Below are 12,057 nucleotides of genomic sequence, written 5' to 3' on the forward strand. Positions count from 1 at the left end.
CTCGCTCGAGCAAGGCCGACGGCCGCGGGAGCAGGTCGGCGGCGGGTGGAGACGAGCCACGATTCCATCCGTCCCATGTGCTGTCCCATTTGCCCGATGCGAGCGACTTCATGAAAATCCGGACCGGCTACACGATCGGCTACGACACGTTCGGACCCACGCCGATCACGCTGATGCTCAACGTCCATCCCTCCCGCGCCGGCGACCTGCTGACGCCGGAAACGATGACGATCGAGCCGCCGCTGGAGGCCCACAGCTACCTCGACCCGTTCGGTAACGTCTGCACCCGCATCCTCGCACCCGGCGGGCGGGTCACGGTCTCGGCCGATTTCACCATCGAGGATTCCGGTGAGCCGGACGAGTTGGTGCCCAATGCCAAGCAGCATCCCGTGCAAGACCTGCCAGACGACGTCATGCCGTTCCTGCTCGGCAGCCGTTATTGCGAGACGGACAAGCTCTCGAACATCGCCTGGGGCCTGTTCGGCACCACGCCCGAAGGCTGGGCCCGGGTGCAGGCGATCCACGACTTCGTCCACCAGCACATCAAGTTCGATTACCAGCAGGCCGACGCCACGCGCACCGCCTTCGAAGCCTACACGCAGCGGATCGGCGTCTGCCGCGACTACACCCATCTCGCCGTGGCCTTCTGCCGCTGCATGAACATCCCGGCGCGCTACTGCACCGGCTATCTCGGCGATATCGGTGTGCCGGTGGTGCCTCCGGGCGACTTCTCGGCCTGGCTCGAAGTCTATCTCGACGGACGCTGGTTCACCTTCGACGCGCGCAACAACAAGCGCCGCATCGGCCGCATCCTGATCGCACGCGGGCGCGACGCCACCGACGTCGCCATCTCGACGAGCTTCAGCACGGCGTTGCTCGCGAGTTTCGACGTGCATACCGACGAGGTCAGCGAGACCGGCGTGCTCACGCCCGTCGCCTGAGGCCTCCCTCGGCCGGATCGACATCCGGTCTCCCGCGTTCCGGTAGAACCATGTCCCTCTCGTCCGACCCGTCGACCGAGAGGGACTCGCCGATCATCGGAGACCGAATGTCTGACAGTCTGAAGGGCACCGCATTGATTGCCGGTGCGAGCGGTATCGTCGGCAACAACCTGGCGCGTCACCTCGTGAGCGAGGGATGGAGCGTCTACGGTCTGGCGCGCCGCCCCGTCGCGATCGCGGGCGTCACGCCGGTCAGCGCGGACCTGACGGACCCGGACGCCCTGCATGCCGCATTATCCGAACTGGCTCCGACCCACGTCTTCATTACCACCTGGATGCGGCAGGCGACCGAGGCGGAGAATTGCCGGGTCAACGGCGCGATGGTGCGCAACCTTCTCGAAGCCCTGAACTCCGCGCCCCTACGGCACGCCGCCCTGGTGACCGGTCTCAAGCATTATCTCGGCCCGTTCGAAGCCTACGGAAAAGGCACGCTGCCTCAGACGCCGTTCCGCGAGGATCAGGAGCGGCTGCCGGTGGAGAATTTCTATTACGTGCAGGAGGACGAGCTCTACGCCGCCGCCAAGCGGCAGGGCTTCGGCTGGAGTGTGCACCGTCCCCATACGATCGTCGGCTACGCGCTGGGCAACGCGATGAATATGGGCGTGACCCTCGCCGTCTACGCCTCGCTCTGCCGCGAGACCGGGCGGCCGTTCCTCTTCCCCGGTTCGCCGCAGCAATGGAACGGCCTCACCGACGTCACCGATGCGCGGCTCCTCGCCCGTCACCTGTCTTGGGCCTCGACCGATCCGGCCGCGGCCAACACAGCCTTCAACGTCGTCAACGGCGACGTCTTCCGCTGGTCGTGGATGTGGGGCCGGATCGCGCAGTGGTTCGGCCTGGAGCCGGCACCTTATCCGGGACGGGCGACGCCCCTCGAAGGTCAGATGGCGCAGGACGGCCCGCTATGGACCGATTTGGCCGAAAGGCATGGGCTAGTCGAGCCGGATCTCGACCGTCTCATCTCGGCATGGCACACCGATGCGGATCTCGGGCGGCCGATTGAGGTCGTCACCGACATGGCCCGCAGCCGCAGGCTCGGCTTCCTCGACCAGCAGCCGAGCGACGACAGCTTTCTCGACCTGTTCGGCCGCCTGCGCGCCGAACGGGTGATCCCGTGACACGGATGGCGACGATGCAACCTGAAACGCCGGCTTCGCCCGATCCGGAGCGTCCCGAACTCGACGCCGAAACCCTGGCCTTCGCCGGGCGCGTCTTCCAATACGCCCGGATGGGCCATGCCGACGAACTCGCCGACCTGTTCGCGCAGGGGCTTCCGGCGAACTTGATCAACGATAAGGGCGACAGCCTGCTGATGCTCGCCGCCTATAACGGGCAGGCCGAGACTGCGCGCGTCATTCTCGATCACGGCGGCGATCCGGAACTCTCCAACGACCGGGGCCAGACCCCGCTCGCCGGCGCGGCCTTCAAGGGCGATATGACCATCGTCCACTTGCTCCTGGAGAAGGGAGCGGATGTCGACGGCGTCGGCACCGGAACGCGGACGCCGCTGATGACGTCCGCCATGTTCAACCGGACCGAGATGGTCGAACTCTTCCTCGCGAAGGGGGCCGACCCGGACAAGCGCGACGGCAACGGCCAGAATGCCGCCGACCTCGCGCGATCGATGGGGGCGGCCGACACTCCGGCGCAGCTCGATGCGGCGACACGGCTCGCCTGACTTCGCCGCGATCGAGCGAAGCAGGACGATTCAGGAGGGGCGAACCGGAATGGTATCTCGGCTGACGATCCGTCGCGCCTCGGCGCTGGCACTGCTCGTCGTCACGTCGGGTGCCTGCGCCGACGAATGGCCGATGTTCGGCCGCGACCATACCAACCGCCATTTCTCGCCGCTGACCACGATCGACCGGGGCAACGTCTCGAAGCTCAGACCGGCCTGGATCTTCCAGACCGGGATCACCGGCTACTTTCAGGCGGAGCCGGTGGTGGTCGATGGCGTAATGTATCTCTCGACCACCCAGAACCATGTGGCCGCGCTGGAAGCGAAGTCGGGCCGAGTGCTGTGGACCTATACCCACAAGGCGCGGACGGAGAAGATCTTCGGGCCGCCCTCCAATCGCGGTGTCGCGGTCTCGGGCGGCAGGGTCTTCGAGGCGACGATGGACGGGCGGGTGATCGCCCTCGATGCCAAGACCGGCAAGGTCGTGTGGGACCATGAGGCCGTCCGCCCGGAGGAGGGCGAGTCGGAGACGGCCTCGGATCTCGCCGGCAAGCTCGGCGCGGGTGCGGTCCAGGGATCGAGCCGGCTCGGCTTCAAGATGCCGCCGCTCGTGGCCGAAGGGCTCGTCATCGTCGGCGTCGCCGGTGCCGGCTACGGCCTGCATGTGGAGGACGAGAAGGGCGGACTCGACGGCGGCGCCGTGGTCGGGATCGAGGGCGGCTACGGACGGCGTGGCTGGCTCGCCGCCTACGATTCGGCCACCGGTGAAGAGCGCTGGCGCTGGTACGTCACCAAGGAAGACGGCTGGGAAGGCGGCTTCGTCGAGAAGACCGCCGATGGGATTCCGCTCAATCGCGACATCGCGGCGGAGAAGGCAGCCGCCCCGGAACACAAGGAGGCCTGGAAGGTCGGCGGCGGCTCGCTCTGGATGACGCCGGCCTACGATGCCGATCTCGGCTTGATCTATGTCGGCACCGGCAACCCCGCGCCACAGAATTTCGGCCTCTCGCGGCCGGGCGACAACCTCTACACGATGAGCCTCGTTGCCCTCGACGTGAAGACCGGCCGGCTGCGCTGGTATCACCAGCAGGTGCCGCACGACGAATGGGGCTACGACGTCGCGAGCCCGCCTTTCCTCCTCGACTATGCGACCCCGCAAGGCCCGGTGAAGGCCGTCGCCGAGGCGAGCAAGACCGGCTGGATCTACGTCCACGACCGTTCGACCGGCGTGCTCATCGGGAAATCCGCACCCCTGATCGCCCAAAAGAACCTCTACGCGCCGCCCACCGAGACGGGCACCGTGGTCAGCCCCGGCCCCCTCGGCGCCATCTCATGGCATCCGGTCGCGTTCGATCCGAGTATGAGCCTCGCCTTCGCCCAGGTCCGCCACGGCGCCACGACCTATACGGTGAGGTCGGTGCCGGGCGCCGCGGGCAAGCCGCCGATCCGCTTCACCGAGACCGGCGAGGCGAAGGGCGAACCGTCCTTCAGCACGCTCACCGCCATCGACCTCGCCCGATCCGGCGCGATCAAGTGGTCGGTGAAGGCCGGCAGCCGGCTCTCCGGTGGCACCCTCGCCACCGCTGGCGGCCTGGTCTTCTCCGGGGAGGAGGACGGCCATCTCGACGCCCATGATTCCGCCACGGGCGAGACGGTTTGGCGCTTCCAGTGCGGCGCCGGCATCGGCGGGCCGCCGATCACCTATGCCATCGACGGCCGGCAATACGTGGCGGTGGCGGCCGGCGGTTCGTCCTTCACCAAGGGCTCCGGCTTCGGCACCGGCGACGCGCTCGTGGTCTTCGCCCTGCCGGAATGAGCGAAAACCGTGACGATCGATAACGGCTGACACTCATCCCCCTATCGGCGGCGCGTCCCTTGCGACTTAGCGTAGCGAGGTGAACCGAGCAGGCCCGACCATGACGATCCAGCCCACGCTTTCCCACCAGCCGGTCGACAAGGGGCCGCCGGTCGTCCGCACCATCGCCATGCCGTCCGACACCAATCCGGCGGGGGACATCTTCGGCGGCTGGCTGATGGGTCAGATGGATCTGGCTGCCGGCAACGTCGCGGCCCGGCGCACCCGCGGGCGCTGCGCCACCATCTCGGTCGAAGCCATGACCTTCCACCGGCCGGTCATCGTCGGCGACGAGGTGAGCATCTATGCCTGGATCGTGAAGGTCGGCCGCACCTCCCTGCGCATTCAGGTCGAGGTCTGGCGTCGCGAGCGCGAGGGCGAGACCACGATGAAGGTCACGGAGGGCCTGTTCACCTTCGTCGCCATCGGCAGCGACCGCCGCCCACGGCCGATCCCGCCTGAGATGGAAGAAAACTGGGAGGTGTGAGAGCAGGCCTCATTGGCGAGACTCGACGCCTCAACGACGGGCGAGGTTCACCACCACGACGTCCCTCGTCCCAACTCGCCGATCCCGAGATGGCGGGCGACCGATGCGCCGATATCGGCGAAGGTCTCGCGGCCTCCCAGATCGCGCGCGCGGAGTCCGGGGCCGAAGGCGAGGATGGGCACCTGCTCGCGGGTGTGCTCGGTGCCGGTCCAGGTCGGATCGTTGCCGTGATCGGCGGTGATGAGGCAGACATCGCCTTTGCCGAGAACGGCGTGGATCTCGGGCAGGCGCGCGTCGAACGTCTCCAGTTCGGCGGCATAGCCGGGCACGTCGCGGCGGTGGCCGTATTCGGTGTCGAAATCGACGAGGTTGAGGAAGACGAGACCGCCATCGGGCAAAGTACCAAACGCAGCGAGCGCCGCATCGAGGCAGGCGGCGTTGCCGGCCGGCTTGATCTCCCGCCCGGTGGCGCGATGAGCGAAGATGTCGCCGATCTTGCCGACGCTGACGACAGCGCGTTCTTTTGCCGAGAGACGGTCGAGCAAAGTCTCGCCGGGCGGCTGTGTCGCGTAATCCTTGCGGTGTGAGGTCCGCTTGAATCCGGTCTCGGCCGAGCCGACGAAGGGCCGGGCGATGACGCGGCCGATGCGGTAGGGATCGCAGAGTTCGCGCGCGATGCGGCAGACCTCGTAAAGCCGCTCGAGCCCGAATGCCTCCTCGTGCGCGGCGATCTGGAAAACGCTGTCGGCGGAGGTGTAGCAGATCGGCTTGCCCGTCCGGAGGTGCTCGGCGCCGTAGCGCTCGATGATCGGCACGCCCGCGGCATGGCAATCGCCAAGAATGCCCGGCAATCCGGCCCGTTTTACCAGCGCCTCGGTGAGAGCGTCCGGGAAGGCGGGCACCGTGTCGGGAAAATAGCCCCACTCCTCGGTGACCGGGGCGCCCGCGATCTCCCAATGGCCGGACGGGGTGTCCTTGCCGGGCGCGGTCTCGATCGCATGGCCGTAAGCGCCTGCGACGTCGCCCACGGGCTTCAAGCCGGGCGGGATACGCCCGCTCGCGCCCGCCGCGGCGAGGCCGAGACCGAGCCGGGTCATGTGGGGCAGGTGGAGGCGGCCCAGTCGCAGCCCGTCCCGGTCACCCGCGCCCGCCGCACAAGTCTCGGCGATATGACCGAGCGTGTCGGAACCCGCATCGCCATAACGGGCCGCATCCGGCCCTCCGCCGATGCCGACCGAATCGAGGACAATGAGGAGGACGCGCGCCATCGGTCTCGTCGTTCGCTGTGTCTTAAGCCGGAACCACGTCGTCGGTGGTGGCGCTGTCGAGGTCGAAGGCGGCGGCGAACAGGGCCTTGGTGTAGTCGGTCTGTGGCCGGGTGAAGATGGACTCGGCCGGCCCTTCTTCCACCACCTTGCCGTTCTGCATCACCAGGACGTAGTTCGCCAGCGCGCGAACCACCTTGAGGTCGTGGCTGATGAAGAGATAGGCGAGCTTGCGCTCCCGCTGCAGGTCGCGGAGCAGAGTGACGATCTGTGCCTGGACCGACCGGTCGAGGGCCGAGGTCGGTTCGTCGAGGACGACGAAGCGGGGTTTCAGCACCATGGCGCGGGCGATGGCGATGCGCTGGCGCTGGCCGCCGGAGAATTCGTGCGGGTAGCGATCCATGGTCGCGGGATCGAGGCCGACATCGGTCAGGGCCTTGGCGACCACCGCGCGGCGCTCGGCCCGGGACTTCACCGCGCCCTGCACGACGAGCCCCTCGGCGACGATATCGGCTACCGTCATGCGCGGGGAGAGCGAGCCGTAGGGGTCCTGGAAGACCACCTGCATGTCGCGCCGGAACGGCCGCATCGGACCCGGCCCGAGCCCGGCGATGGACTGGCCGAGGAAGACGATCGGCCCCTCGCTGCCGGTGAGGCGCAGCAGCGCGAGACCGAGAGTGGTCTTGCCCGAACCGGATTCGCCGACGATCCCGATGGTCTCGCCTTCGCGGACGGCGAGGGACACGCCGTCCACCGCCTTCACGTGGAAGGTGGTGCGCCGGAGCAGGCCTTCGCGGATCGGGAACCACACCTTGAGCGGGCCGGCCTCCATCAGGCGCGGGGCGTCGTCGGCCACGGGGTTCGCGCGTCCCTTCGGCTCGGAGGCGAGGAGGCGCTGGGTATACTCGTGCTTCGGGCTAGCGAAGATCTCAGCCACCGGACCGGCCTCGACGATGCGGCCGGCAAGCATCACGCAGACCCGCGAGGCGATGCGCTGGACGATGCCGAGATCGTGGGTGATGAACAACATCGACATGCCGAGACGCTTCTGCAGATCGGCCAGGAGCGTGAGGATCTGCGCCTGGACGGTGACGTCGAGGGCCGTCGTCGGCTCGTCGGCCACCAGCAGGTCGGGTTCGCAGGCAAGCGCCATGGCGATCATGACGCGCTGGCGCTGGCCGCCGGACAATTCATGCGGATAGGCGCCCATCCGCCGCTCGGCGTCGCGCAGGCCGACGAGTTCGAGCAGTTCGAGGATGCGGACGCGCGCCTTGCGGCCGGACAGGCCGCGATGGATCTCCAGCACCTCGCCGATCTGCCGCTGGATCGTGTGCAGCGGGTTGAGTGAGGTCATCGGCTCCTGGAACACCATGGTGATGTCGGCGCCGCGGATCTTGCGGAGTTCGCGCTCGGGCAGGGACAGGATGTCCCGGCCCTTGAACAGGATGCGCCCGCCGGGATGGACGGCGCTGCCGTCGAGGAGACGCAGGATCGACAGGGCGGTCACCGACTTGCCCGACCCCGACTCGCCGACCAGGGCCACCGTCTCGCCCTCGCCGATGGTGAAGCTCACCCGATCCACCGCCAGCGTCTCGCGCTCCCGCGAGCGAAACGCGACCGACAGGTCCTGAACGTCGAGCAGCGTGTCAGTCATCGAGGCGATGGCACCGGGTCCGAATGGCAGGGGGATCGTTGCCGTTATAGCGCGGCGCGCCGTGATGGGCGAACGGCGATTGATCCGGCGCGAGACGCCATTACAAACACCGCGTGACATCCTTGCGCCGCCTCGCCGTCCTCGCCTGCCTCGTCGCTGCCTCGCCCGCCTCGGCCGAGGTGGCGACGGAAACCGTGGAGCAGGCGCTGTGCCGCCTGATCGAGGATGCGGCCAGGGTCCGCGCCCTGCCGGTGCCATTCCTGACGCGGCTGATTTGGCGGGAGAGCAGCTTTCGCGTCACCGCAGTGAGCCCGGTGGGGGCGCAGGGCGTCGCCCAGTTCATGCCGGGCACGGCGCGCGAGCGCGGGCTGACCGATCCGTTCGACCCCGAACAGGCGATCCCGCATGCGGCGCACCTGCTCGCGGACCTCAACCGCCAGTTCGGCAATCTGGGACTTGCGGCGGCGGCCTATAACGGCGGCGCCGGGCGGGTCTCGGGATGGCTCGCCGGGACCGGCGGCCTGCCGGCCGAGACGCGGGCCTACGTCATGGCGATCACCGGTGCGCCGGCGGAGGATTGGCGCGGCGGCGCGGCCGTGAACGGTCCCGAGGCGGACACCGACGCGCCGAAAGCCGAACCCGCGAAGACCTGCCTTCAGGTCACGGCCGCCCTGCGCATCCCCTCGCGCGGCGATCGGTTCGCGCTCGGCGGCAATGAAGGTCCGGCGGCGCCCTGGGGCATCCAGCTCGCCGGCAACTTCTCGAAATCCCTCGCCCTCCAGAGCTTCTCCCGCACCAGGAGCCTCTATGCCGGGGTGATCGGTGAGGTGCGGCCGATGATCATCGGAACCCGGCTGCGGAGCCGCGGCACGCGCGCCTTCTACCGCATCCGCATTCCGGCCGAGAGCAGGGCGGCGGGCGATATCCTGTGCGGACGCATTCGCAAGGTCGGCGGCGCCTGCATCGTCTTGAGGACCTGAAAGCGGAAATCCGCAGTTCCGGTCATGAATCCGCCGCGACGGGCGTGTCATTCGGGTGTTCGTTCCCCCGTTTGAGAGATGCATGACCCGCGCCTTCGCCGCCCTCGCCACTCTCGTCTGCCTTGCCCTGGCCGCTTTCGGGGTCACGGCCTGTTCGCCTCTCGCCCTGTTCGACGCGGTCGGTCCGCGGGACCAGGGTGGCCGGCTGGCCCAGAAGAGCGCCGCTTTCGGTACCCATCCGCGACAGCGCCTCGACGTGTTCACGCCCGTCGGCGGCGCGACGGACGCGACGGTCCTGGTGTTCTTCTACGGCGGCTCGTGGAAATCCGGCACGAAGGACGATTACGAGTTCGTCGGCCAGGCCCTGGCGGCGCAGGGGTTCGTGACCGTCATTCCCGATTACCGCGTCTACCCGGAAGTGCGGTTCCCCGATTTCCTCGATGACGGCGCCGCCGCCATCGCCTGGGTCCGCGACAACATCGCCGAATATGGCGGCGATCCGCGCCGGATCGTGCTCGCGGGCCATTCGGCCGGGGCCTACAACGCGGTGATGCTCGGGCTCGATCAGCGCTACCTGCGCAAGGCCGGCGTCGATCCCAAGATCATCCGGGCGGTGGCCGGGCTGTCCGGTCCCTACGACTTCTATCCCTTCGACCAAGACACCTCGCGCGATCTCTTCGGAGAGGCGCCCGATCCGGCCGCGACCCAGCCCGTGACCTTCGCCGGCCCGCATTCGCCGCCGGCCTTCCTCGCCAGCGGGGACGGCGACACCACCGTGAAACCCAGCAACACCCGGAGCCTCGCCGCCCGTCTGCGCGCGGTGCGCGTGCCGGTTCAGGAGCGGATCTATCCCGGCCTCGACCATGCCGACACCCTGCTCGCGCTCTCTGTGACCTTCCGCTCGAAGGCACCGGAACTGTCGGAGATGACGAGCTTCCTCAAGCAATATGCCGGCGACCGGCAACATGCCCGCACCGTCTCGCGGTGGGATCGTTAGGTCACGGACAGGGGAGGGCGGAACGATGCGCGACGACGAGACCGACCGGCCGAAACGCCCGATCTCCCACGTGATCGGCGAGAGCCTCGATACGCTCTCCGTCGACGAGATCACCCAGCGGATCGACGTGCTTCAGGCCGAGATCGAGCGGCTGGCGGCGGCCAAGTCGGCCAAGAAGGACGCGCGTGACCAGGCGTCGTCGATCTTCAAGCTTTAGGTGACGCCGGCCTCGGCTGCCCGAGCTGGCTCGGCTGCCCGAGCTGGCTCGGCTGCCCGAGACCGCGCTCCTCCTCCGCCCATCGCTCGATCTCGTCCGGCCCGCCCGATTCCATTCCGCACGCGATCCGCCAACCGCGGGTCGGTCGACCCCGCCATCGCGGGCGAGCGGGGCGTCGGCATTCACCTCGCGACTGTCAGCCGGGGAACGAAAAACTCTGTCGACCCGTAGACAGAAGAGAGGTCGAAAAGCCGTCGTCACGTGTTAGGGGGAGGGCGCATCCCGGCAGGCTCACGGCAACGTGCGGCTGTAGCCCGGCGATCGGTCGAGGATGGAACTCAGTGCGACCCTGGCGCGAAGGACCGGGAGACCGGCGCAGCTACCACCACGGCAACCTCAAGGAGGCGCTGATCGAGGCGGCACGCCGGTTCATCGCCGAGCGCGGTGTCGGCGGCTTCACCCTGGTCGATGCGGCCCGCCTCGTCGGCGTGACGCCGGCCGCGCTCTATCGCCATTTCCGGGGCCGCGAGGCCCTGCTCGAAGAGGTCGCCGGCCGCGGCTTCACCGATCTCGCCGAGCGGCTGGCCCGCTCGCTCTCCTCGCGCGGCACGCCGCTGGAGCGCTTCACCCGAATGGGAGAGGCCTATCTCGCCTTCGCCGAGGAAGAGCCGGGCTATTATGCCGCGATCTTCGAGACGCGAGGAGCCCCCGTGATTGCGGACCCGCATTCCGCCGATGTCCCGGCGCGGCCGAGTCCCTTCGACCTGTTGCTCGAAGCGCTGAAATCGACCTTCCCGGAAGGGTTCGGGGGCGTCGAGCCGCGCTTCATCGCCCTCGAAGTCTGGGCCCTCTCGCATGGTCTCGCGACCCTCTCGGCTTCGGCGCACCTGCCGAAGGGACCGGGAATGCCCGACAAGTACGAGTTGCTCCGCGCGGGCGTGCTCGCCCTCGTCCACGGCGCCGGGAGTCCGCGAAGCCCGGTCTGAAACTCGGCCTGTCCCAGCCCTTGAAAGCGCCGTGTCGCATCCGCAAGTAAATGTGGTTCACATTAACATCGGAGCCGTGAGCCGTGAGCTTTTCCTCGACCTCTCCCTGGGCCACCGGCAAAGCCTGCCGCAGCGGTCCGTTTCCCCGCCGCTCTTTCGAGATCGGCGCCGTCGTCGTCGCGTTCATCTATTGGTGGCCGCTGGCGGCCGCCTACATCGCCTGGAAGGTGGCGGGTTATCCCGCCCTATCCGAATTGCGCGGCATGGTCGGCCGTGGCGCCGACTGGCAGGCGGGCATGCGCAAATCGCGCTTCGCCCAGGCCTTCGAAGCGGCCGATCTGCGCGGCACCGGCAATCTCGCCTTCGACGATTACCGCCGCTCGGAGCTCGACCGGCTCGATGCCCAGCGCAAGGCGCTGCAGGAGGAGAGCCGCGCCTTCGCAGAGTTCGTGGAGGAGCTGAAGCGCGCCAAGGACCGCGAGCAGTTCGACGCCTTCATGGCCAAGCGCGGCAATAACGGCCCGACGCAGGCCGTCTGAACCCTGCGGCATGATCACGATGGAAGGCTCCCGGTCACTGGCCGGGAGCCTTTTTTGTCAGTCTTCGAGCTTCCTGAGGTGATGCAGGGCGGTGAAGTGCAGGCAGAACCCGATGATCAGCGCCGTCATGCTGACCACGCCCGGTTCCGTCTGGAGAAATTTCAGGGACACAGCCAAGGCCTCGGACCGCGTGAGGCGGTGATCGTAACCCTCGTAGAGACGCATCCCCGGCAGCAGGAAGCCGACCATCACCAGGGACGCCCCGAGAGTGTTGAGGAACGTCGCGCGATAGCGAGTCCTGTCGTTCCGGGCGGATTTGCTCATCGGCGATCTGGGTCGGAGAAATCTCATCGATGGCCCGCGCCTGCCTGACGGTCGACGGTGAGGACGGCAGCGCC

Annotated in this window: 13 protein-coding genes; 10 read left to right on the plus strand and 3 right to left on the minus strand. The window is 68.2% G+C overall.

The genetic code is table 11. The features are described 5' to 3' along the window. The first annotated feature begins 110 nt into the window (after positions 1 to 110). The 5 genes from A3OK_RS0121995 (at position 111) to A3OK_RS0122015 (ending at position 5,021) form a co-directional block, all read left to right on the plus strand. Positions 111 to 941, plus strand: coding sequence for a transglutaminase family protein (locus tag A3OK_RS0121995; RefSeq protein ID WP_026597541.1), 831 nt, complete (start codon positions 111 to 113; stop codon positions 939 to 941). A gap of 119 nt (positions 942 to 1,060) precedes the next feature. Further along, entirely contained in the window at positions 1,061 to 2,119 is a 1,059-nt protein-coding gene (locus A3OK_RS0122000; protein ID WP_026597542.1) for an SDR family oxidoreductase, read from the plus strand. Between the two features lie 14 nt (positions 2,120 to 2,133). Beyond that, positions 2,134 to 2,679, plus strand: coding sequence for an ankyrin repeat domain-containing protein (locus tag A3OK_RS0122005; protein ID WP_155912090.1), 546 nt, complete (start codon positions 2,134 to 2,136; stop codon positions 2,677 to 2,679). Between the two features lie 49 nt (positions 2,680 to 2,728). After that, positions 2,729 to 4,495, plus strand: a complete 1,767-nt coding sequence (locus A3OK_RS0122010) for a PQQ-binding-like beta-propeller repeat protein (RefSeq protein ID WP_019907061.1) — start codon at positions 2,729 to 2,731, stop codon at positions 4,493 to 4,495. A gap of 100 nt (positions 4,496 to 4,595) precedes the next feature. Beyond that, on the plus strand, positions 4,596 to 5,021 hold the full coding sequence (locus tag A3OK_RS0122015; RefSeq protein WP_019907062.1) for an acyl-CoA thioesterase: 426 nt from the start codon (positions 4,596 to 4,598) through the stop codon (positions 5,019 to 5,021). A 47-nt stretch (positions 5,022 to 5,068) separates the two neighbouring features. On the opposite strand, the gene A3OK_RS0122020 is transcribed toward A3OK_RS0122015, so the two are convergent. Both A3OK_RS0122020 and A3OK_RS0122025 read right to left on the minus strand, forming a co-directional pair. Continuing rightward, a complete protein-coding gene (locus A3OK_RS0122020) occupies positions 5,069 to 6,289 on the minus strand; it encodes a phosphopentomutase (RefSeq protein WP_019907063.1) in 1,221 nt (406 codons plus the stop codon). 22 nt (positions 6,290 to 6,311) lie between these two features. Continuing rightward, a complete protein-coding gene (locus A3OK_RS0122025; RefSeq protein ID WP_019907064.1) occupies positions 6,312 to 7,940 on the minus strand; it encodes an ABC transporter ATP-binding protein in 1,629 nt (542 codons plus the stop codon). Between the two features lie 113 nt (positions 7,941 to 8,053). On the opposite strand from A3OK_RS0122025, the gene A3OK_RS0122030 reads away from it, so the two are divergent. The 5 genes from A3OK_RS0122030 to A3OK_RS0122050 all read left to right on the plus strand — a co-directional run bounded on the left by A3OK_RS0122030 (position 8,054) and on the right by A3OK_RS0122050 (position 11,659). Then, complete coding sequence (locus tag A3OK_RS0122030; RefSeq protein ID WP_026597543.1) at positions 8,054 to 8,920, plus strand: lytic transglycosylase domain-containing protein; 867 nt, start codon at positions 8,054 to 8,056, stop codon at positions 8,918 to 8,920. An 82-nt stretch (positions 8,921 to 9,002) separates the two neighbouring features. Further along, positions 9,003 to 9,917: an alpha/beta hydrolase gene (locus A3OK_RS0122035; RefSeq protein WP_019907066.1), complete on the plus strand. Its 915-nt coding sequence runs from the start codon at positions 9,003 to 9,005 to the stop codon at positions 9,915 to 9,917. Between the two features lie 25 nt (positions 9,918 to 9,942). Next, positions 9,943 to 10,134, plus strand: a complete 192-nt coding sequence (locus A3OK_RS0122040; RefSeq protein ID WP_019907067.1) for a DUF1192 domain-containing protein — start codon at positions 9,943 to 9,945, stop codon at positions 10,132 to 10,134. A gap of 341 nt (positions 10,135 to 10,475) precedes the next feature. After that, positions 10,476 to 11,120, plus strand: a complete 645-nt coding sequence (locus tag A3OK_RS0122045) for a TetR/AcrR family transcriptional regulator (RefSeq protein WP_019907068.1) — start codon at positions 10,476 to 10,478, stop codon at positions 11,118 to 11,120. Between the two features lie 83 nt (positions 11,121 to 11,203). Then, positions 11,204 to 11,659: a DUF2852 domain-containing protein gene (locus tag A3OK_RS0122050; RefSeq protein WP_019907069.1), complete on the plus strand. Its 456-nt coding sequence runs from the start codon at positions 11,204 to 11,206 to the stop codon at positions 11,657 to 11,659. 57 nt (positions 11,660 to 11,716) lie between these two features. On the opposite strand, the gene A3OK_RS0122055 is transcribed toward A3OK_RS0122050, so the two are convergent. Then, positions 11,717 to 11,983 (minus strand): hypothetical protein, encoded by a 267-nt coding sequence (locus tag A3OK_RS0122055; protein WP_019907070.1) that lies wholly within the window; start codon positions 11,981 to 11,983, stop codon positions 11,717 to 11,719. Between the last annotated feature and the right edge of the window lie 74 nt (positions 11,984 to 12,057).

This window comes from Methylobacterium sp. 77 (assembly GCF_000372825.1).
GTDB lineage: Bacteria > Pseudomonadota > Alphaproteobacteria > Rhizobiales > Beijerinckiaceae > Methylobacterium.

Coding starts and splice junctions, on each gene's coding strand:
- A3OK_RS0121995 (WP_026597541.1), top strand. CDS start 111: ATGAAAATCCGGACCGGCTACACGATCGGCTACGACACGTTCGGACCC.
- A3OK_RS0122005 (WP_155912090.1), top strand. CDS start 2,134: ATGCAACCTGAAACGCCGGCTTCGCCCGATCCGGAGCGTCCCGAACTC.
- A3OK_RS0122010 (WP_019907061.1), top strand. CDS start 2,729: ATGGTATCTCGGCTGACGATCCGTCGCGCCTCGGCGCTGGCACTGCTC.
- A3OK_RS0122015 (WP_019907062.1), top strand. CDS start 4,596: ATGACGATCCAGCCCACGCTTTCCCACCAGCCGGTCGACAAGGGGCCG.
- A3OK_RS0122020 (WP_019907063.1), bottom strand. CDS start 6,289: ATGGCGCGCGTCCTCCTCATTGTCCTCGATTCGGTCGGCATCGGCGGA.
- A3OK_RS0122025 (WP_019907064.1), bottom strand. CDS start 7,940: ATGACTGACACGCTGCTCGACGTTCAGGACCTGTCGGTCGCGTTTCGC.
- A3OK_RS0122035 (WP_019907066.1), top strand. CDS start 9,003: ATGACCCGCGCCTTCGCCGCCCTCGCCACTCTCGTCTGCCTTGCCCTG.
- A3OK_RS0122040 (WP_019907067.1), top strand. CDS start 9,943: ATGCGCGACGACGAGACCGACCGGCCGAAACGCCCGATCTCCCACGTG.
- A3OK_RS0122055 (WP_019907070.1), bottom strand. CDS start 11,983: ATGAGCAAATCCGCCCGGAACGACAGGACTCGCTATCGCGCGACGTTC.